Consider the following 20,928-nt stretch of genomic DNA (forward strand, 5'->3'; position numbering starts at 1 on the left):
ATTCAGTTCAGACAGGATCCCCAAGCTCATGCCACACCAAAATGTACAACGGAAAGTGTTACGCACCATCTGCCCGGACGCCAAAGGGCTGATCGCCAAGATCACCAACATTTGTTACAAGCACGAACTCAATATCGTCCAGAACAATGAGTTCGTCGATCACCGCACCGGGCGTTTCTTCATGCGCACTGAGCTGGAAGGCATTTTCAACGACAACACGCTGCTGGCCGATCTGGACAGCGCGCTGCCGGAAGGTTCACTGCGCGAGCTGCACAGCACCGGACGCCGGCGCATCGTGGTGCTGGTCACCAAAGAGGCCCACTGCCTGGGCGATCTATTGATGAAAAGCGCCTATGGCGGTCTCGACGTTGAAATCGCCGCCGTGATCGGCAACCACGACACCTTGCAATCGCTGGTGGAGCGTTTCGACATTCCTTTCCACCTGGTGAGCCACGAAGGCCTGACGCGCGAACAGCACGACCGCGAAATGACGGTCAGGATCGATCAATATCAGCCGGATTATGTAGTGCTGGCCAAATATATGCGCGTACTGACGCCGGCCTTCGTACAACATTATCCGAATCAGGTGATCAACATTCACCATTCGTTCCTGCCGGCGTTTATCGGCGCGCGTCCTTATCACCAGGCCTACGAGCGCGGCGTGAAAATCATCGGCGCCACCGCCCACTACGTTAACGACAATCTCGACGAAGGCCCAATCATCATGCAGGACGTGATCCACGTCGATCACACCTACTCCGCCGAGGATATGATGCGCGCCGGCCGCGACGTCGAGAAAAATGTGCTCAGCCGCGCGCTGTACCAGGTACTGGCGCAGCGTGTCTTCGTCTACGGCAATCGCACCGTTATTCTGTAATCGCTCAATAAATCGGTGCATTTCGTTCAGGGATGCACCGCCAAGAATAAAAAAACGGCAAACGATTCATTTTCTGCATTTCAATGCTTTACACATCCGCTTCATTTGATATGATGCGCCCCGCTTACCGAGACAGCGCTCTCGCAAGCAAGGCCAGTTAAATAGCCATGTAATATGGTGGGGTTCCCGAGCGGCCAAAGGGAGCAGACTGTAAATCTGCCGTCACTGACTTCGAAGGTTCGAATCCTTCCCCCACCACCATCTTCTCTTTGTTGATGAACTTGAAGCGAAAGCTGAAATCTCATTATACGCCGAGGGGGAGGATGAGAAGCTTAGACAAGGTTCGAGCCGAGCGTAGCGAGACAACGTGCTTTAGTGCAGTAATCCTTAGAAGCACACAACAGGAATTTAGCCCATTCCTTAAAAAATCAGTAAATCCATGAATATCATGGTGGGGTTCCCGAGCGGCCAAAGGGAGCAGACTGTAAATCTGCCGTCACTGACTTCGAAGGTTCGAATCCTTCCCCCACCACCATCTTCTCTTTGTTGATGAACTTGAAGCGAAAGCTGAAATCTCATTATACGCCGAGGGGGAGGATGAGAAGCTTAGACAAGGTTCGAGCCGAGCGTAGCGAGACAACGTGCTTTAGTGCAGTAATCCTTAGAAGCACACAACAGGAATTTAGCCCATTCCTTAAAAAATCAGTAAATCCATGAATATCATGGTGGGGTTCCCGAGCGGCCAAAGGGAGCAGACTGTAAATCTGCCGTCACTGACTTCGAAGGTTCGAATCCTTCCCCCACCACCATCTTCTCTTTGTTGATGAACTTGAAGCGAAAGCTGAAATCTCATTATACGCCGAGGGGGAGGATGAGAAGCTTAGACAAGGTTCGAGCCGAGCGTAGCGAGACAACGTGCTTTAGTGCAGTAATCCTTAGAAGCACACAACAGGAATTTAGCCCATTCCTTAAAAAATCAGTAAATCCATGAATATCATGGTGGGGTTCCCGAGCGGCCAAAGGGAGCAGACTGTAAATCTGCCGTCACTGACTTCGAAGGTTCGAATCCTTCCCCCACCACCATTCCTTGCACAAAACTCCAAAACCCACTTAAAGCACATCACATCCATAATACTCCGTACTGGGGAAGGATGAGAAGCTTCGACAAGGTTCGAGTCTCACGCAGTGAGACAACGCGCTTCAGCGCGGCCCGCAGGGTGAATAGCTCTCGTATCAATAAACTCAATTTATCTCCCTTTATCGCCGCTTTCACCTTGATGTTTTATCTCCACACTCCCAGCAGTAACTTGAACTCCGGCCGACAATTCGCTATACCACTGGCTTCTTTAGTGCAGTAAGGAACAGGTGGATGCGAAACAATATTTGCGTTTTTTGTGGCGCCAGCGAAGGCGTCAACCCCGCTTATGCCGAGCAGGCCCGTCAACTGGGGCAACTGCTGGCCGGACAGGGGCGCCGGTTGATCTACGGCGGCGGCAAAAAAGGGTTGATGGGCATCGTGGCGGACGCCGTGCTGGCCGCAGGCGGTGAAGCTGTCGGCATTATCCCTGAGCGCCTGGTTGAAGCGGAAACGGCGCATCGCGGCCTGACCGAGTTGGAAGTGGTGCCTGACATGCATACGCGCAAAGCCCGTATGGCGGCGTTGGCGGACGGTTTTATCGCCCTGCCCGGCGGCATCGGCACGCTGGAAGAGCTGTTTGAAATCTGGACCTGGGGACAGATCGGCTATCACAACAAACCGGTCGGCCTGCTGAACGTTAACGGGTTTTACCGCCCACTGAGCCAGTTCCTCGAACATGTCGCCGATCAGGGTTTCATGCGTCACGACTATCTCGGTACGCTGCACATCAGCGAATCGGCGCAAACGCTGCTGCAACAGTTTGACGACTATCAGCCTAAAAATTACGACCGCTGGGCGAAATAACCGGCTGCGCAGTCAGCGGGCCCGCCGCTGTCTGCGTTACATTTCCCGCCAAACTCTGCTACTATCACAGCACATTTTTCTCGTGAAAACGGCACCGCTCATGAAGTTTGTCTCTTTTAATATCAATGGACTGCGCGCGCGTCCGCACCAGCTGGCGGCAATTATCGAGCAGCACCAGCCCGACGTGATCGGTCTGCAGGAAACCAAAGTTCACGACGACATGTTCCCGCTGGAAGAAGTCAGCCAGCACGGCTACCACGTGTTCTATCACGGGCAAAAAGGCCATTACGGCGTGGCGCTGCTGACCAAAGCGGAACCGTTGGCTGTACGCCGCGGCTTCCCGACCGATGAAGAAGATGCGCAGCGTCGCATCATCATGGCCGATCTGGCGACCCCGCAGGGTACGCTGACGGTGATTAACGGCTACTTCCCACAGGGAGAAAGCCGCGACCACCCGATCAAGTTCCCGGCTAAAACGCGTTTCTATCAGGACCTGCAAAACTATCTGGAGCAACAGCTGTCGGCGGAATCCCCGGTGTTGATCATGGGCGACATGAACATCAGCCCCAGCGATTATGACATCGGCATCGGCGAAGACAGCCGTAAACGCTGGCTGCGTACAGGTAAGTGCTCCTTCCTGCCGGAAGAGCGCGCATGGATGGATCGCCTGCTGAACTGGGGCCTGGTGGACACCTATCGCCACGCCAACCCGGAACGCAATGACGAGTTTTCGTGGTTCGACTATCGCTCAAAAGGCTTCGACGACAACCGCGGCCTGCGCATCGATCTGCTGCTGGCCAGCACCCCGCTGGCTTCGCGCTGCATCGCCACCGGCATCGACTATCAAACCCGCGGCATGGAGAAACCTTCCGACCACGCGCCGGTTTGGGCGGAATTTACGCTGTAACCCATCACCCCGGCGCTCGCCGGGGTTTTACTTTGTGAAGCCAATGAAAATTATCGACGTGGTAGCCGCTATTTTGGAACAGAACGGCCGCATTTTGCTGGCCCAGCGCGGCCCAGGCAGCGATCAGGCCGGTCTGTGGGAGTTTCCCGGCGGCAAGGTTGAGCCGGGCGAGAGCCAGCCAGAGGCGCTGGCGCGCGAGCTGGATGAAGAATTGGGGATTTGCGCCCGTGTCGACGCCTACGTGGGCAGCAATCAGTGGCAGCAAGGCGAACGCGTCATCCGGCTGCACGCCTGGCGAGTCGTGGATTTCTCCGGCGAACTGCAACAGCGTTGCCACTCGGCGCTGGTCTGGGTCACGCCGCAACAGGCACAGGAATTCACTCTGGCGCCCGCCGACGTTCCACTGCTGGCGGACTATATCGCCGCGCAAAGCGATGCACGCTGAGCGCGGCAATAGGTTACATCGTCACTTCTTCAGGCGCACCCAAATCAAGGGGTTGGTGCCGATGGTGTTGGGCTCACGCACGCACTGCAGCACTTCCCCCTCCACTTTGAGCACCGCGCCTTCGGAATAGTTTTGATTCTGGTAGACGCAGCAACGGTTGCAGGGCTGCGCCGGCGGCGGATTGACGCCGTTTTTCGCCGTACCCCAGATTTCTGGAGAGACCGGCAACACCACGTCCACATCGCCACGGTTGGCGGCGGCCTGGCCGGAAAACGCCAGCGCAGCGGCGGCCAGCAATCCCATGAGTCCGTGCTTCATTCACTCTTCTCCTGCGCCTTACCGGCGCTTTTTCTGCGTTTTTTGCCCCCGCTGGCAGGCGGCGGTGGCAATCCACGAAACGCCATGCTCGCCCGGCTCTGCTTGGCCTGATAAATCAGCTCTTGCAGCGTGCCGACCAACGGCTGCATAAAGTCCTGATAACGACAGGATTTCTCGCTGATTTGCGTCAGCGTAGCCTCCCAGTTGGCCGTCATATCAGGACGAGCAGCAAGATCCGGCAGCGAGTGAATCAACGCGCGCCCGGTTTCGCTGGAGTGAATATAGCGCCCCTTCTTGTACAGAAACGCCCGCTTGAACAGTAATTCGATGATCCCCGCTCGCGTCGCTTCCGTCCCTAAACCATCGGTCGCTCGCAGGATTTTCTTTAGCGCTTTATCTTGTACGAACCGCGCGATGCCGGTCATGGCCGACAGCAGGCTGGCGTCGGTAAACGGCCGTGGGGGCTGGGTCTGGCGTTCCACCACTTCACCGCGCTCGCACAGCAGCTCATCATCTTTAGCCACCACCGGCAGCGACGCACCTTCGTTTTCCTCGTCGCGCTCCTTGCTGCCCAACAGCGTACGCCAGCCGGCTTCCGCCAGGAAACGCGCCTTGGCGATAAATTTGCCGCCGGCGATATCCAGCTCGATCACGCATTTGCGGAATACCGCATCCGGACAAAACTGCATCAAGTACTGACGTGCCACCAGCCCATACACGTTCCGCTCATCCTGCGTCAGGTTGACCTTGCCGGCGCGGGCGGTGGGAATAATGGCGTGGTGGGCATCGACCTTTTTATCGTCCCAGCAGCGGTTGCGGCGATCGCTGTCGATCACCGGCTGCGGGTACAGCTCAGGTTGATGTACGCTGATTGCGTTTAGCACCGCGTGACGGCCGGCGAAATGCTCTTCCGGCAAGTAACGGCAGTCGGAACGCGGATAGGTGATCAATTTGTGGGTTTCATACAGCCGCTGGCAAACATCCAGCACCTGCTGCGCACTGAGGTTATAACGCCGGGCCGCTTCGATTTGCAGCGTAGAGAGCGAAAATGGCAGCGGTGCGGTATCTGATTCCCGTTTATCGTTATAGGCGGTGACCAGGGCCGGTTGGCCTTCGATGCGCTTAACCACGTGCTCCGCCAACGGCCGATGCAGCAAACGCCCCTCTTCATCCTGATAAGGCTCGCAAGATTCGCTGGGCTGCCACAGCGCCACAAAGCGCTCTTCTTTCGGCGTGACGATATGCGCTTTGACCTCGAAGAAGTCTTTCGGCACAAAGTTTTCTATCTCTTCGTCGCGCCGCACCACCAACCCCAGCACCGGCGTCTGCACCCTGCCCACCGACAGCACGCCGTCGTAACCGGCATTGCGGCCCAGCAGCGTATAGGCGCGGGTCATATTGATGCCATAGAGCCAGTCGGCGCGCGAACGCGCCAGTGCGGACACGCACAGCGGAATGAAATCACGGTTGTCGCGCAGGCGTTCGACAGCACGCTCCACCGCCTGCGGGTTGAGATCGTTGATCAGACAGCGGCGCACGTTCTGGCGCTTTTCTGCCGTCAAATCCAGATAGTCCAGCACCTCATCCACCAGCAACTGCCCTTCGCGGTCCGGGTCTCCGGCGTGCACCACTTCATCGGCTTCGAGCAGCAACTTTTTAATCGCATTGAGCTGTTTGCTGACCGAAGGGCGCGGCTGCAATCGCCATTTTTCAGGAATGATCGGCAGATCCGCCAACGACCAACGCGCATAGCGGCTGTCATAGGCATCAGGCTGGGCCTGCTCCAACAGATGACCGACGCACCAGGTCACCACATCGTTGTTGCCGCAGGCGATATAACCGTCGCCGCGGCGATGCGGCTTGGGCAATACGTCGGCAATGGCGCGCGCCAAACTCGGTTTCTCGGCTATGAACAGTCGCATTATTCACCGTTTTTCTGGCTGAACGTCATCAAGAATTCTCTTACTTCTGCATAGTTCCCGCGGAAGACGATCCGCTGGGCTTTCTTTTCCAACTGATAGCAATACATCGGATCGTAGTACTGCTGCAACAGGGGCGCCAACCATTCGCGGTGCGCGTCGCCCTGGCCGCTGAGGCGCTGTATCCGCAACGCCGCTTCGAGTCGCAGCGTCAACTGCTGGAAACGCTCCAGCCCCAGACGACGGCGTATGGCGAACAGGCCATGGTGCAAATAGTCGTTGTATTGCCGCCAACCCTCTTCTGCGCCATAGGTTTGTTCGAACTGTTCGCGCATGCCGTCGATATATTCAGCTTGCAAGCGCGCGAGGCGAATGTCGAACGGATCGTCGATCACCGCTACCGGCGCCTGCTGCATGCCATTGAACAACGGCAACGGCAGATTGTTGCTGCCGATGATCCGCCCTTCGTCTTCCAGCACCCAACGGCGGCTGCCACCATGCTGTTTTTTCAGCAATAACACAGCCAGACGATTCTCAAAATCTATCTGCGAGCTCTGGCCCGCCAGCGTTCGGCCAAAAGATGAACCGCGATGGCGCGCCGCGCCTTCCAGATCGACGCCGTCGGCCAGTTCGTTGACCAGCAGCGTCTTGCCGCTACCGGTATTGCCGCCGACCAGGGCCATCGGCAGCTCGGCGCTTTGCGCCAGCACGCCGAGCAGATAATTGCGCAGCGCCTTGTAGCCGCCGACGATGCGCGGGTAGTCCACGCCGGCCTCATGCAACCATTGCTGCACCAGTTGCGAGCGCAGCCCGCCGCGGAAACAGTAAATATAGCCTGCGGGCCGCTCTGCGCAGGCCGTCAGCCAGGCGGTAGTGCGCTGTTCGCGCAGTTTGCCGTTCACCAGACTGTGGCCGAGCGCAATCGCCGCTTGCTGGCCATGCTGCTTATAGCAGGTACCGACCGCCTGCCGCTCGCTGTCGACCATCAGCGGCAAATTCAGCGCCTGGGCGAAGGCGCCCTGCTGGAATTCAATCGGCGCACGCACGTCAATCAGCGGCACGTCCTGCAGGAAAATGCGTGGGTAATCGTCGCTGTCCGGCCTTCCTTGCACGTTGGACACTACTCGACCTCGATCAGCGGCTTACCGGCCGAGGCCGCATGCAACTCGCCGATGGCGTTGAGCGTGATGCCATGCTGCTCGGCAATCGCCAACACCTGCGCTTCCGCCTCGGGCAGCACCGCCAACAGCAGGCCGCCGGAGGTCTGCGGATCGCACAGCAGCTGGCGTTGCAGGTCGCTCATCTCACCCACCAGATGGCCATAGCTGTCGAAGTTGCGCCCGGTGCCGCCCGGCACGCAGCCCTCGGCGATGTACGCCTCGACGTCCGGCAGTTTCGGCACCCGATCGAACCAGACCGTCGCCTGCAGACCGGAGCCCTGACAAACTTCGCTCAGGTGGCCCAACAGGCCAAAGCCGGTGATGTCGGTCATCGCCGTGACGCCCGCCACTTCGGCAAAGTCGGCGCCCGGTTTATTCAGGCGGCACATCACCTCCGTCGCCAGGCCCTGATGCTCCGGGCGCAGCTTGCTTTGTTTTTCGGCGGTCGTCAGCACGCCGATGCCGAGCGGTTTAGTCAGATAGAGTTTCGCCCCGGCCTGTGCGGCGCTGTTTTTCTTCACCCGCTCGGTATTGACCACGCCGGTGACCGCCAGGCCGAAAATGGGCTCCGGCGCATCGATGGAGTGGCCGCCGGCCAGCGCGATCCCCGCCTGCTGGCAGGCGAAACGCCCGCCGTCGATCACCTGCTGCGCCACCTCCGGCGGCAGTTTGGCGATCGGCCAGCCGAGAATGGCGATCGCCATGATCGGTTTGCCGCCCATGGCGTATACGTCGCTGATGGCGTTAGCGGCGGCGATGCGGCCAAAATCGAACGGATCGTCGACGATCGGCATGAAGAAGTCGGTGGTGCTGATGATGCCGACGCCGTTGCCGATGTCGTACACCGCCGCGTCGTCGCGGGTTTCATTGCCGACCAGCAGGCGCGGATCGACAAATTTTTCCCGCTCGCTGTGCAAGATGGTTTCGAGAACTTTCGGTGAGATTTTGCAGCCGCAGCCAGCGCCATGGCTGTACTGGGTTAAACGGATCGCTGGCGATGTCATAGTCCACTCCCTTCGATAACGGCACTCAAGATAACATAGGGTAGCGCTTGCCGAGGGGATTGATAAGAGCGGGCCGCCGATAAGCGAACGGCCTGCTCAGAAACCATGCGATTTTGCGGGGTTTGGCGCATTTTCACCGCGCCCCGCGGGGAACAAACTCAGAAATAGCTGACGAAAGGCGCGCTGTTCGGCGGCGTCACCTTGGTGGCGGCCTTCAGCTGCGGCGTACCCAGATAGAGGAAGCCGACGATCTCGTCCTGCTCGCGGCAACCGAAGGCTTCGCGCACCAGCGCATGCTCGGTCCAGGCGCCGGTGCGCCAGATACCGTTAAAGCCCTGCGCCAGCGCCGCCATCTGCATCGCCTGCACCGCGCAACCGGCGGAAACCACCTGCTCCCAGCGCGGCACCTTGGTCTCTTCGGTGCAGTGCGCGATGACGGTGATGATCAGCGGCGCGCGGAACGGCGCTTTAGTGGCCTTCTCGATCGCCGCGTCGTCCAGTTGATCCTGCTTCGCCGCCGCCTGCAGCAGCTGGCTGAAGCGCTCCAGACCCTGATTCTCGATCATCACGAAACGCCACGGCTGCAGCGCGCCGTGATCGGGCGCACGCAGGCCCGCGTTGATGATATTTTGGCGCACTTCCCCCGCCGGCGCCGGTTCCGCCAGGCGCGAAGCCGAGCGGCGATTCAATAAAAGATCCAGAGCATCCATCGTAAACTCCTGATAACAATTTTCATTCCGGCCACGTTAACATAGCTAAACGACGAGTTACAGCCTCGGCGATAGCGTCCGTGTGCCACGATTTAAAGCTGACATTTACCCGGCCGCTCATTAGGATAGCGGAACATTCTCGACTCTTGTTGGAGAGCACATGCGCACATTGTGGCAAATTATTGCCGGCATTTTCCGGTGGACATGGCGTCTGCTGAATTTTATCAGGGAACTGATCCTTAACCTGTTCCTGGTATTGCTGATCCTGGTTGTGGTCGGCATCTATCTATCCTTCCAAAGTTCTTCCACCTCGACGGCTCCGGCGCGCGGCGCACTGCTGGTCGATTTAAGCGGCGTAGTGGTCGATCAGCCTTCGGTCAACAACCGGGTGCGGCAATGGGGCCGCGAACTCTTGGGCGCCTCCAGCAGCCGTCTGCAGGAGAATTCGCTGTTCGACGTGGTGGACAGCATCCGCAAGGCCAAAGACGACAAAAACATTACCGGCATGGTGTTGCAGCTGAATGACTTCGCCGGCGCCGATCAGCCGTCGCTACGTTATATCGGCAAGGCGCTGCGCGAATTCCGCGACAGCGGCAAACCGATCTTCGCCATCGGCGACAGCTACAACCAGACGCAGTACTACCTGGCCAGCTACGCCAACAAGGTCTACCTGTCGCCGCAGGGCGCGGTCGATCTGCACGGCTTTGCCACCAACAACCTGTACTACAAGTCGTTGCTGGACATGCTTAAGGTCACCACCAATATCTTCCGCGTCGGCACCTATAAATCGGCGGTAGAACCGCTGATCCGCGACGATATGTCGCCGGCGGCGCGTGAAGCGGACAGCCGTTGGATTGGCGGCCTGTGGCAGAATTACCTGGAGACCGTGGCAGCCAACCGTCAACTGACGCCGCAGCAGCTGTTCCCGGGCGCGGCCGGCGTGTTGAGCGGCCTGCAGGCTGCCGGTGGCGATACCGCCCGCTATGCGCTGGACAATAAGCTGGTGGATGAGCTGGCGTCGCGCACCGCGATTGAAAATCAGCTGGTCAAAACCTTTGGCTGGGACAAACAGGCGAACGATTTCAACGCCATCAGCATCTATGATTACCAGCCGAAACCGGATGCCAACCAGGGCGGCAAGATCGCCGTGGTGTTCGCCAACGGCGCCATCATGGACGGCCCGCAGACGCCGGGCAACGTCGGTGGCGACACCACCGCCGCCGAACTGCGTCAGGCGCGCCTGGATCCGGCCATCAAGGCCGTGGTGTTCCGCGTCAACAGCCCTGGCGGCAGCGTCAGCGCGTCCGAAGTGATCCGCTCCGAGCTGGCCGCCGTGCGCGCCGCCGGCAAGCCGGTGGTAGTTTCCATGGGCGGCATGGCCGCATCGGGCGGCTACTGGGTCTCGACGCCGGCCGACTACATCATCGCCAGCCCGAGCACGCTGACCGGCTCCATCGGCATTTTCGGCATCATCAACACCTACGAGAAAACCCTTGATACGTTGGGCGTGCACACCGACGGCGTGGCGACCTCGCCGCTGGCCGACATCGCGGTCACCAAGGCGCTGCCGCAGGAGTTCTCGCAGATGATGCAGCTGAACATCGAAAACGGGTATAAGAACTTCCTCGATCTGGTCGCCAAATCGCGCAAGATGACCCCGCAACAGGTTGACCAAATCGCGCAAGGCCACGTGTGGCTCGGCAGCGACGCCAAGGCCAACGGCCTGGTCGATCAGTTAGGTGATTTCGACGACGCGGTGAAGAAAGCCGCCGAGCTGGCGAAACTGCAACAGTGGCAGCTCGACTGGTTCGTCGACACCCCAAGCCTGAGCGATATGGTGCTCAGCCAGTTCGGCGTTTCCATTCACGGCATGCTGCCGGCGGCGATTCAGGCCATGCTGCCCGCCCCGCTGGCGTCGGTCGCCAACGCGGTGAAAGAACAGCCGGGCTTGTTCAATAACCTGAACGATCCGCAAAACCGCTATGCGATCTGCCTGACCTGCGGAGAAGTCCGCTAACAAATAATTCTGCAGCCCGGCCATCGCCGGGCTTTTTTTCTGCCGCCATGCCCCTATAATTCAGCCCATCTTATCTTTGTTAAAATCATGACCATGCAAAAGAAATCCATTTACGTCGCCTACACCGGCGGCACCATCGGCATGCAGCGTTCCGATCACGGCTATATCCCGGTTTCCGGCCACCTGCAGCGCCAGCTGGCGCTGATGCCCGAATTCCATCGGCCGGAGATGCCGGATTTCACCATTCATGAATATGCGCCGCTCATCGACTCTTCGGACATGACGCCGGAAGACTGGCAACACATCGCCGACGATATCAAACAGAACTACGACCGCTACGACGGCTTCGTGATCCTGCACGGCACCGACACCATGGCGTTCACCGCCTCGGCGCTCTCCTTTATGCTGGAAAACCTGGCCAAACCGGTGATCGTCACCGGTTCGCAAATTCCCCTGGCGGAACTGCGTTCCGATGGCCAAACCAATCTGCTGAACGCACTGTATCTGGCGGCCAACCATCCGGTGAATGAAGTCAGCCTGTTCTTCAACAACAAGCTGTTCCGCGGCAACCGCACTACCAAAGCGCACGCCGACGGCTTCGACGCCTTCGCTTCCCCCAATCTGCCGCCGCTGCTGGAAGCCGGCATCCATATTCGCCGCCAGCACGGCATCGACAGTCCGGCGTGTGACGGCGCGCTGCAAGTGCACGACATCACGCCGCAGCCGATCGGCGTGGTCACCATCTATCCGGGCATTTCCGGCGCGGTGGTGCGCAACTTCCTGCTGCAGCCGGTCAAAGCGCTTATCCTGCGTTCCTACGGCGTCGGCAACGCGCCGCAGAAAGCCGAGCTGATCGACGAGTTGCGCGCGGCGTCCGAACGCGGCATCGTGGTGGTCAACCTGACGCAGTGCATCTCCGGGCGCGTCAATATGGAAGGCTACGCCACCGGCAACGCGTTGGCGCACGCCGGGGTGATCAGCGGTTTCGACATGACGGTGGAGGCCGCACTGACCAAACTGCACTATCTGTTGAGCCAGCCGCTGACGCCGGAACAAATCCGCACGCTGATGCAGCAAGACCTGCGCGGCGAACTGAGCATCAACGGTTAATCCACTGACCTAGGGAGTGGCGATGAAAACGGCCTTGTTGTTGATCGATCTGCAAAACGATTTCTGCCCCGGCGGCGCGCTGGCGGTCACGGAGGGCGACGCCGTCATTCCGGTCGCCAATCGGGCGATCGCCGCCTGTTTGGCGCGCGGTGAGCCGGTGGTGGCCAGCCAGGACTGGCACCCGGCCAATCATCGCAGCTTTGCGGTGAATTCACATGCGCAGGTCGGCACCCTCGGCGAGCTGGAAGGCCTGCCGCAGGTGTGGTGGCCGGTGCACTGCGTGCAAGGGAGCCACGGCGCCGATTTTCATCCCCAGTTGCAGCGGCAACACATCGATGCCGTTTTTCGCAAAGGACAGGATACGGATATCGACAGCTACAGCGCGTTCTTCGATAACGGCCACCGGGCGCAGACCGAACTGCACGATTGGCTGCAATCGCAGGGTGTCCGACAGTTGGCGATCATGGGCCTGGCGACCGATTACTGCGTGAAGTTCAGCGTGCTGGATGCGCTGGCTGCCGGCTATCCAACGCAAGTGATCGTCGACGGCTGCCGCGGCGTTAATCTGCAGCCGGGCGACAGCGAAAAGGCGCTGCAGGACATGGCGCACGCCGGCGCACAACTGGTTACCCTGTCACAGTTCCTCGCCAGCTAAATCCTCTCGGGTGCCATCGGCGCCCTTTTTGCGCGGCGGCGAAAATATCGACGCCGCTCACAATACCGCCCTTCTTCTCCGCCAGCCGCTTGTGACCGACAGACGCTTTTGCTGTTATGACTGCGACGCTTTTGACGTCAATCGGTTATACGCATCCGGGGCTCGCTGAGCCCGGCTTTATTGTGACCGCCGCTGGCGGTACGGTCGGCCTTGCCGACCCAAGGAGACAAACATGAAATTAACCCGAAAACTGCTGCCTTTGCTGGCAGCGGTGCAGTTGGCTATGGCCGGCGTCGGCTCGGCGCAGGCAGGCTATCTCTCCGTCGGCTACTTCAACGGCGGTGGCGACGTCACCGCCGGCCCCGGCGGTGATATCGACAAACTGGACGTGACGCAAATCACCCACCTCAACTATTCGTTTGGCCTGATCTACAACGGTGAGAAGGATGAAACCAATGCGGCGTTGAAAGATCCCGCGCGCCGGCACCAGATCTACCTGTCGCCGAAGGTAACGGCCGATCTGCAACGGCTGCCGGTGTTGCGTAAACAGAACCCCGAGTTGAAAGTCCTGTTGTCGGTCGGCGGCTGGGGGGCTCGCGGCTTCTCCGGCGCGGCCGCCACCGCAGAAAACCGGGCGATATTCATCCGCTCCGCGCTGCAGGTGATTGCACAGCATCAGTTGGATGGCATCGACCTGGACTGGGAATACCCGGTGAACGGCGCCTGGGGGCTGGTGGAAAGCCAGCCGGCAGACCGCGACAACTTCACCCTGCTGCTGAAAGAGCTTCACCAGGCGCTGGGTAAAGGTAAACTACTGACCATCGCCGTCGGTGCCAACGTCAAAAGCCCGCAGGAATGGGTCGATGTGAAAAGCATTGCCCCTCACCTCAACTACATCAATCTGATGACCTATGACATGGCTTACGGCACGCAGTACTTCAATGCCAACCTGTACGATTCAAAGCGCTGGCCAACCGTGGCCGCCGCCGACCGCTACAGCGCCGATTCCGTGGTAAAACATTATCTTGCCGCCGGATTAAAACCGGCGCAGATGAACCTCGGTATCGGTTTTTATGGCCGGGTGCCGAAACGAGCGACCGAAGCGGGCATCGACTGGGACAAGCCGGACGCCGCCAAACATCCGGTGACGCAGCCTTATTTCAGTGCGCGAGAAACCGCTCTGTTCAACGCGCTGGGGCTGGATCTCAGCAAAGACACTTACTTTAAATACCACGACATCGTCAGCAAACTGCTCAACGATCCGCAGCGCCGTTTCCGCGAGCACTGGGATGACGACGCCAAAGTGCCTTATCTGACGCTGCAATCCGCCACAGGCAAACCGCTGTTCGCTATCTCCTACGAGAACCCGCGTTCGGTGGCCATCAAAGCCGAATACATCAAAAGCCAGGGATTGGGCGGTGCGATGTTCTGGGAATACGGCGCGGACGACAACAACCGGCTGGCGCAACAGCTGGCGGAATCGCTGGGGATTAAGAGCGAGAAACGGTAAATCGACGGGGCGATGGCGACATCGCCCCGCTTTAGGAACAGCTTACTGCGGTTTGAGTTTGACCAGCGGCTCAGCAACGAACTGCTGCTTCAGTTCTTGCTTGCTCTTCATCACGATCTGCCCGTCGGTGCCGATGCTCATGTGCTGCGGATCGACGTTGTTCATCGACTGCCACAGCATCACCGCCTGCAGGCTGTTTTCCTTCTGCTCAGGCGTCAGCGCCACGCCGTCCGGCCACTTGCCCAGCTCAACCGCCTGCACCAGGCGCTGGTATATCTCGGGCGTCATCGCCGCAATCAGATCTTTCACGTCCATCAGAGCCCTTCTCGCTTACGGATGAATAATTAGCTGAATCGATTTTGTTGGTTAAATTACCACTTAACCGGCCGTTTGGTCGCCATTCTCACCGTCGGTGAAGCTCAGCGAAGCGGAGTTGACGCAGTAACGCTCGCCGGTCGGTTGCGGACCGTCGGGGAAAACGTGCCCCAGGTGCGCGTCGCAGTGGCCGCAGCGGATTTCAACACGATGCATATTATGAGAGTTATCATCGAGATAACGAATCGCATCGGCGGAAACCGGCTCATAAAAGCTCGGCCAGCCGCAGCCGGAATCGTATTTGGTTTCGGAATAGAACAGCGGCTGGTTACAACACAGACAATGGTACACGCCCTCACGCTTATTGTGCAGCAATTTGCCGCTGAACGGCGCTTCGGTGCCGCGCTGTTGCGTCACATAACGTTGGATTTCATTCAGTTCCGTGACCGGATGACCGGGGGTTGTCTCTTTAGCCATTTGTGCTTATCTCTGAATGTGGATAATGTCAACGAAAACAATGATTAATAATAACAAAAAATTAACACCGCTGCAGGGTTTTTTGGCCTAAACTGTAGCCCATAAAGGCCACGTCACGATGATATGTGATAACGATCACACATCTTGCGCATGCTGACTTTATACTTGGCGGCTTGTCCCCATATAACGGATAAGGCCGAGCGCAAATGGACTGTGCAATAAGCGTGCAAAACCACCCTTCCGGTTTGACTTGCCGCAAGAATTGACACGATTCCGCTTGACGCTGGGTAAGGTTTTTGTAATTTTACAACCAACCTTTTATTCACTAACAAATAGCTGGTGGAATATATGACTATCAAAGTAGGTATCAACGGTTTTGGCCGTATCGGTCGCATTGTTTTCCGTGCTGCTCAAGAGCGTTCTGACATCGAGATCGTTGCAATCAACGACCTGTTGGACGCAGAGTACATGGCTTACATGCTGAAGTATGACTCTACTCACGGCCGTTTCAACGGTACGGTAGAAGTTAAAGACGGCCACCTGGTTGTTAACGGCAAAACCATCCGTGTTACCGCAGAGAAAGACCCGGCTAACCTGAAGTGGAACGAAGTGGGCGTTGACGTGGTTGCTGAAGCGACCGGTATCTTCCTGACCGACGAAACCGCACGTAAACACATCACCGCTGGCGCTAAGAAAGTCGTTCTGACTGGCCCATCCAAAGATGCGACCCCAATGTTCGTGCGCGGCGCTAACTTTGACAAATATGCTGGCCAGGACATCGTGTCCAACGCCTCTTGCACCACCAACTGCCTGGCGCCACTGGCTAAAGTCATCAACGACAACTTCGGTATCGTTGAAGGCCTGATGACCACCGTTCACGCGACCACCGCTACTCAGAAAACCGTTGATGGCCCGTCCCACAAAGACTGGCGCGGCGGCCGCGGCGCATCCCAGAACATCATCCCTTCTTCTACCGGCGCAGCGAAAGCGGTTGGCGTGGTTCTGCCAGAGCTGAAAGGCAAACTGACCGGTATGGCGTTCCGCGTACCAACTCCTAACGTATCCGTTGTTGACCTGACCGTGCGTCTGGAAAAAGCGGCTACCTACGAAGAAATCAAGAAAGCCATCAAAGACGCCGCTGAAGGCTCGATGAAAGGCGTTCTGGGCTATGTTGAAGACGACGTGGTTTCCACCGACTTCAACGGCGAAGTGCTGACTTCCGTATTCGATGCCAAAGCCGGTATCGCACTGAACGACAACTTCGTGAAACTGGTTTCCTGGTACGACAACGAAACCGGTTATTCCAACAAGGTTCTGGATCTGATCGCTCACATCTCCAAGTAATGGCATGATGTTAAGCTGATAATAAGGGCGACATTTTTGTCGCCCTTTTTTATTTGTCTCTCCGGCAAACAATAAGGTAATGAAATGAACGAGAAAATTTTCACCCTGCCCGTTTCCGAACAGATTTCTCCTTACATCAGCCAACGTCAACTCGACGAGCTGGGTGTGGTTGTGGTGTCGCATCCGAAAGTGCGCGCAGCCGTCGCGCTGCAGGGCGCCCATTTGCTGGCCTGGCAGCCCAGCGGCGAGCAGCCGGTGATTTGGCTCAGCAGCAATACCCCTTTCGCTAAAGGCAAGGCCATCCGCGGCGGCGTGCCGATCTGCTGGCCGTGGTTCGGCCCAGCCGGGCAACCTTCGCACGGTTTTGCCCGCAACCAGCCCTGGAGCCTGACGGCGCACGATGAAGATGACAACGGCGTCATCCTGACCTTTACGTTGAAAGACAACGAACAGACCCGCAAACTGTGGCCGCACGCCTTCACGCTGATCGCCCGCTTCAAGCTGGGTGCAGAGTGCGAGATCGAACTGGAATCGCACGGCGATTATCAAGCCACTGCGGCGCTGCACAGCTACTTCCAGGTCGGCGACATCGATCGAGTCAGCGTAGCGGGCCTGGGCGAGCCGTATATCGATAAGGTGGCGGGCGGCGCCGAAGCGCGCCAGACCGGTGAAGTGACCTTCGTCGGCCAAACCGACCGCGTCTATACCCGCCCCGAGGCCTTCAGCCTGATCCGCGATCCGGCGCTCGCTCGCACCATCGAGGTTCACCACCACCATATGAGCGACGTTATCGCCTGGAACCCCGGCGTAGAGCTCTCTTGCAGCATGGGGGACATGCCGAACGACGGTTACAAGACCATGGTTTGCGTAGAGACCGGGCGCGTGAGCAAACCGCTGATCGCCGCCGGCGAACAACCTGCTCGATTGGGCGTCACCTTCCGCAGCCGCAAGAAGGCCTAATACACCGAGCGCGGCGGCGCACTACAGATGTGCAAAAGGGGCGCCAGCGCCCCTTTTTGATGCACGCGATGCACAATAATCGTGCAATGCATGATTAGAAGGTGTAGCTCACACCCGTCATCAACAAACCGGTGTAGGATTTATCCACCATCGGGCTGTCTTTCACTTCATCCGACAACTTCACATAGCGACCGACGAAGAAGGCGTTCCAGCTCTTGTTGATCTGGTAATTGGCGCTCAGCTCGAGGTACGGCGCCCAGCTATCGCCCGGGGTGTAGCTGTCAAGGCCGCTGCGACGGGATTCATTGGCGCTGACGCCGTAGTAATATTTGTTCTGGTTCTTGCTGTTCCACATCACGCCTACGCCCGGTACCAGCGTCAGCGCGTCCAGATCAAACTTGTACAGATAGGCCACATCGCCCACCAGCCCGTTGCTGTTGTTCAGCGTGTCGCCGGTAAAGGTGGTGCGGAGGGTACCCCACTCGGCGTTGTGCGAATAGGCCAGGCCAGCCATCAGCGTGCCGCGGCGCTTGTCGAGACGCTTCATGCGATCGTCGTCGCTGTCGCCCGGACGGTAGCCCCATGGCGTGTAGTAGCCCATGATGCTCAGCTGGTTTTCCTGATCTTTCCACAGGTAGTAACCGGCGGTCAGCGTACGGAAGTAGAAGTCGTCACCTTCATAGTCGATGACGGGCACCGGATAAACGCGGTCCTGATAACCACGATACGCGTCCGGGCTAACCAGCGCGGCAGCGCCGAGTGACCAGGTTCCCGCCTGAGCACTTTGCGCACAAACCATTGCGGAAGCGATAATTGCTAGCGTTTTGAGTTTTGAAATCTTCACTGGTTCTTTTTCCATAAATTACAGGGTTAATAGCCGCAACAGTTTATGTGAAAATTTAGTTACGCGCCTAATCTTTACAATAGAAAACGACCAAGATCGAATAACTTATAGCGGAATTATGAATTAATCATGGCGGAACGATGACGATTCAAGCCGCAGGCCGCGCCAGACAAGGCATTTGGCTCCCAGAGTAATAACTGAGTCATTGATATGACTTAAAAAAAGCTTTTTCTACGGCAGGAAATTTTCCGGCAAGCAAACTAAGCTTAAATCAGAAGGTGAATTTATCCTGAGCCCAGTGGCATACAGCGCAACTCGCGATAATAAGCGCACCAAGTTGGCATACGGGTTGCTGTACTTAGGCGTATTCTCATCTTTCGGGAGCCAGAACACTATCACACGCTCTCTTTAACCTGTGCTAATAACGAAAGGACGGGCATCATGAACATATTTGACCACTATCGCCAGCGCTATGAAGCTGCCAAGGACGAAGAGTTCACACTGCAGGAATTTCTTACCATTTGCCGGCAAGATCGCAGTGCCTATGCCAACGCGGCCGAACGTCTGCTGATGGCTATCGGTGAACCTGTGATGGTCGACACTGCGCTAGAATCACGCCTGTCGCGCCTGTTCTCCAACCGCGTGATCGCACGCTATCCGGCCTTCGAAGAGTTCTACGGCATGGAAGAGGCCATCGAACAGATCGTCTCTTACCTGAAACACGCCGCGCAGGGCCTGGAAGAGAAGAAACAGATCCTTTATCTGCTGGGCCCGGTGGGCGGCGGTAAATCCTCGCTGGCGGAACGTCTGAAGGCGTTGATGCAGCGCGTGCCTATCTATACCCTTAGCGCCAATGGCGAACGCAGCCCGGTCAACGATCATCCGCTGTGCCTGTTCAATCCGCAGGAAGACGCCACGATCCTGGAAAAAGAGTTCAATATCCCCAGTCGCTACCTCGGCACCATCATGTCGCCGTGGGCGGCGAAACGTCTGCATGAGTTCGGCGGCGACATCACCAAGTTTAAAGTGGTGAAAGTGCGCCCTTCCATTCTGGAACAGATCGCCATCGCCAAAACTGAGCCGGGCGATGAAAACAACCAGGACATCTCGGCGCTGGTCGGTAAAGTGGATATCCGCAAACTGGAGAACCACGCGCAGAACGATCCGGACGCCTACGGTTACTCCGGCGCCCTGTGCCGCGCCAACCAGGGGATTATGGAATTCGTCGAGATGTTCAAGGCGCCTATCAAGGTGCTGCATCCGCTGCTGACCGCAACCCAGGAAGGCAACTACAACGGTACCGAAGGCATCTCCGCCCTGCCGTTCAACGGCATTATTCTGGCGCACTCCAACGAATCCGAGTGGGTGACCTTCCGCAACAACAAGAACAACGAAGCGTTCCTCGACCGCGTCTATATCGTCAAGGTGCCTTACTGCCTGCGCGTGTCGGAAGAGATCAAGATCTACGATAAGCTGCTGGATCACAGCGAGTTGACCCACGCGCCGTGCGCGCCGGGCACCCTGGAAACGCTGGCGCGCTTTAGCGTGCTGTCGCGGCTGAAAGAGCCTGAAAACTCGAGCATTTACTCGAAAATGCGCGTGTACGACGGCGAAAGCCTCAAAGACACCGATCCGAAAGCCAAGTCCTATCAAGAGTACCGCGACTATGCGGGGGTTGACGAAGGCATGAACGGCCTCTCCACCCGTTTTGCCTTTAAAATCCTCTCGCGGGTGTTCAACTTCGATCACGCCGAGGTGGCGGCTAACCCGGTTCACCTGTTCTATGTGCTGGAGCAGCAGATAGAACGCGAGCAGTTCCCGCAAGATTTGGCGGAGAAATACCTGGAACACCTGAAAGGCTATCTGATCCCGAAATACGCCGAGTTTATCGGCAAAGAGATCCAGACCGCCTATCTGGAATCCTACTCGGAATATGGCCAAAACATTTTTGACCGCTACGTGACCTACGCAGACTTCTGGATCCAGGATCAGGAGTATCGCGATCCCGACACCGGTCAACTGTTCGACCGCGAGTCCCTGAACGCCGAACTGGAAAAAATTGAAAAACCGGCCGGCATCAGCAACCCGAAAGATTTCCGCAACGAAATCGTGAACTTCGTGCTGCGCGCCCGCGCCAACAACAACGGCCGCAATCCGAACTGGACCAGCTACGAGAAGCTGCGCACCGTGATCGAGAAGAAAATGTTCTCCAATACCGAAGAGCTGTTACCGGTGATCTCGTTCAACGCCAAAACCTCGACGGACGAGCAGAAAAAACACGACGACTTCGTCGATCGCATGATGGAGAAAGGTTATACCCGCAAGCAGGTGCGCCTGCTGTGTGAATGGTATCTGCGGGTCAGAAAATCCTCATAACGCCTCAGGTAAGCGGCATTATCAGGGCCATGTCCGCA

General features: G+C 57.8%; 19 protein-coding genes, 4 tRNA genes and 1 other RNA gene. 16 read left to right on the plus strand and 8 right to left on the minus strand.

The genetic code is table 11. The features are described 5' to 3' along the window. The first annotated feature begins 28 nt into the window (after positions 1-28). From purU to GKN89_RS03020, 9 genes are all read left to right on the plus strand, one after another. On the plus strand, positions 29-877 hold the full coding sequence (gene purU / locus GKN89_RS02980; protein ID WP_154746321.1) for a formyltetrahydrofolate deformylase: 849 nt from the start codon (positions 29-31) through the stop codon (positions 875-877). A gap of 176 nt (positions 878-1,053) precedes the next feature. Next, positions 1,054-1,138 (plus strand) — tRNA-Tyr (locus GKN89_RS02985). A 189-nt stretch (positions 1,139-1,327) separates the two neighbouring features. Then, positions 1,328-1,412: transfer RNA gene (locus GKN89_RS02990), tRNA-Tyr, on the plus strand. Positions 1,413-1,601: 189 nt separating this feature from the next. After that, positions 1,602-1,686 (plus strand) — tRNA-Tyr (locus GKN89_RS02995). 189 nt (positions 1,687-1,875) lie between these two features. Continuing rightward, positions 1,876-1,960: transfer RNA gene (locus GKN89_RS03000), tRNA-Tyr, on the plus strand. Between the two features lie 50 nt (positions 1,961-2,010). Continuing rightward, a non-coding RNA gene (locus tag GKN89_RS03005) (RtT sRNA) lies at positions 2,011-2,134 on the plus strand. A 112-nt stretch (positions 2,135-2,246) separates the two neighbouring features. After that, complete coding sequence (locus tag GKN89_RS03010) at positions 2,247-2,819, plus strand: TIGR00730 family Rossman fold protein (protein ID WP_019452752.1); 573 nt, start codon at positions 2,247-2,249, stop codon at positions 2,817-2,819. Between the two features lie 100 nt (positions 2,820-2,919). Continuing rightward, positions 2,920-3,726 (plus strand): exodeoxyribonuclease III, encoded by an 807-nt coding sequence (gene xthA, locus GKN89_RS03015; RefSeq protein ID WP_019452753.1) that lies wholly within the window; start codon positions 2,920-2,922, stop codon positions 3,724-3,726. Between the two features lie 43 nt (positions 3,727-3,769). Then, positions 3,770-4,171, plus strand: coding sequence for a pyrimidine (deoxy)nucleoside triphosphate diphosphatase (locus GKN89_RS03020; protein ID WP_019452754.1), 402 nt, complete (start codon positions 3,770-3,772; stop codon positions 4,169-4,171). A gap of 21 nt (positions 4,172-4,192) precedes the next feature. On the opposite strand, the gene GKN89_RS03025 is transcribed toward GKN89_RS03020, so the two are convergent. From GKN89_RS03025 to GKN89_RS03045, 5 genes are all read right to left on the minus strand, one after another. Next, on the minus strand, positions 4,193-4,489 hold the full coding sequence (locus tag GKN89_RS03025) for a YnjH family protein (protein ID WP_063918458.1): 297 nt from the start codon (positions 4,487-4,489) through the stop codon (positions 4,193-4,195). Next, on the minus strand, positions 4,486-6,411 hold the full coding sequence (locus GKN89_RS03030; protein ID WP_154746322.1) for a DNA topoisomerase III: 1,926 nt from the start codon (positions 6,409-6,411) through the stop codon (positions 4,486-4,488). Before GKN89_RS03030 ends, GKN89_RS03025 begins: the two co-directional genes overlap by 4 nt. Beyond that, positions 6,411-7,529 (minus strand): tRNA 2-selenouridine(34) synthase MnmH, encoded by a 1,119-nt coding sequence (gene mnmH / locus GKN89_RS03035; RefSeq protein WP_370520149.1) that lies wholly within the window; start codon positions 7,527-7,529, stop codon positions 6,411-6,413. The genes GKN89_RS03030 and mnmH overlap by 1 nt, the downstream gene beginning before the upstream one ends. Next, the gene (gene selD, locus GKN89_RS03040) at positions 7,529-8,572 is read right to left on the minus strand and encodes a selenide, water dikinase SelD (protein ID WP_019452758.1); all 1,044 of its coding nucleotides are present in this window, start codon (positions 8,570-8,572) and stop codon (positions 7,529-7,531) included. The genes mnmH and selD overlap by 1 nt, the downstream gene beginning before the upstream one ends. Before the next feature lie 158 nt (positions 8,573-8,730). Continuing rightward, the gene (locus tag GKN89_RS03045; protein WP_154746323.1) at positions 8,731-9,282 is read right to left on the minus strand and encodes an NAD(P)H nitroreductase; all 552 of its coding nucleotides are present in this window, start codon (positions 9,280-9,282) and stop codon (positions 8,731-8,733) included. Positions 9,283-9,442: 160 nt separating this feature from the next. Here GKN89_RS03045 and sppA point away from each other — a divergent pair, with 160 nt between their 5' ends. The 4 genes from sppA (at position 9,443) to GKN89_RS03065 (ending at position 14,574) form a co-directional block, all read left to right on the plus strand. Next, positions 9,443-11,299 carry a signal peptide peptidase SppA gene (gene sppA, locus GKN89_RS03050; RefSeq protein ID WP_154746324.1) on the plus strand — a complete coding sequence of 619 codons (1,857 nt, stop codon included), beginning with the start codon at positions 9,443-9,445 and terminating at the stop codon, positions 11,297-11,299. Between the two features lie 93 nt (positions 11,300-11,392). After that, the gene (gene ansA, locus GKN89_RS03055; protein WP_025159798.1) at positions 11,393-12,409 is read left to right on the plus strand and encodes an asparaginase; all 1,017 of its coding nucleotides are present in this window, start codon (positions 11,393-11,395) and stop codon (positions 12,407-12,409) included. A 22-nt stretch (positions 12,410-12,431) separates the two neighbouring features. After that, positions 12,432-13,064, plus strand: coding sequence for a bifunctional nicotinamidase/pyrazinamidase (pncA, locus tag GKN89_RS03060; protein WP_074054038.1), 633 nt, complete (start codon positions 12,432-12,434; stop codon positions 13,062-13,064). A gap of 232 nt (positions 13,065-13,296) precedes the next feature. Further along, positions 13,297-14,574, plus strand: a complete 1,278-nt coding sequence (locus GKN89_RS03065) for a glycoside hydrolase family 18 protein (RefSeq protein WP_154746325.1) — start codon at positions 13,297-13,299, stop codon at positions 14,572-14,574. Positions 14,575-14,616: 42 nt separating this feature from the next. Here the strand turns inward: GKN89_RS03065 and GKN89_RS03070 are convergent, their stop codons facing one another. Together GKN89_RS03070 and msrB are read right to left on the minus strand one after the other, a co-directional pair. Beyond that, on the minus strand, positions 14,617-14,889 hold the full coding sequence (locus GKN89_RS03070; protein WP_004932218.1) for a YeaC family protein: 273 nt from the start codon (positions 14,887-14,889) through the stop codon (positions 14,617-14,619). A 63-nt stretch (positions 14,890-14,952) separates the two neighbouring features. After that, positions 14,953-15,366 (minus strand): peptide-methionine (R)-S-oxide reductase MsrB, encoded by a 414-nt coding sequence (msrB, locus tag GKN89_RS03075; protein WP_019452764.1) that lies wholly within the window; start codon positions 15,364-15,366, stop codon positions 14,953-14,955. Between the two features lie 348 nt (positions 15,367-15,714). On the opposite strand from msrB, the gene gapA reads away from it, so the two are divergent. Further along, on the plus strand, positions 15,715-16,710 hold the full coding sequence (gapA, locus tag GKN89_RS03080; RefSeq protein WP_004932222.1) for a glyceraldehyde-3-phosphate dehydrogenase: 996 nt from the start codon (positions 15,715-15,717) through the stop codon (positions 16,708-16,710). 84 nt (positions 16,711-16,794) lie between these two features. Further along, a complete protein-coding gene (locus GKN89_RS03085) occupies positions 16,795-17,670 on the plus strand; it encodes a D-hexose-6-phosphate mutarotase (RefSeq protein WP_019452765.1) in 876 nt (291 codons plus the stop codon). Between the two features lie 94 nt (positions 17,671-17,764). On the opposite strand, the gene GKN89_RS03090 is transcribed toward GKN89_RS03085, so the two are convergent. After that, positions 17,765-18,529, minus strand: a complete 765-nt coding sequence (locus tag GKN89_RS03090) for a MipA/OmpV family protein (protein WP_015378103.1) — start codon at positions 18,527-18,529, stop codon at positions 17,765-17,767. A gap of 426 nt (positions 18,530-18,955) precedes the next feature. Between GKN89_RS03090 and yeaG the strand changes: the two genes are divergently transcribed. After that, a complete protein-coding gene (gene yeaG, locus GKN89_RS03095) occupies positions 18,956-20,890 on the plus strand; it encodes a protein kinase YeaG (protein WP_019452766.1) in 1,935 nt (644 codons plus the stop codon). The last annotated feature ends 38 nt before the right edge of the window (positions 20,891-20,928 follow it).

This window comes from Serratia sp. YC16, from assembly GCF_009707615.1.
Taxonomy (GTDB): domain Bacteria; phylum Pseudomonadota; class Gammaproteobacteria; order Enterobacterales; family Enterobacteriaceae; genus Serratia; species Serratia surfactantfaciens.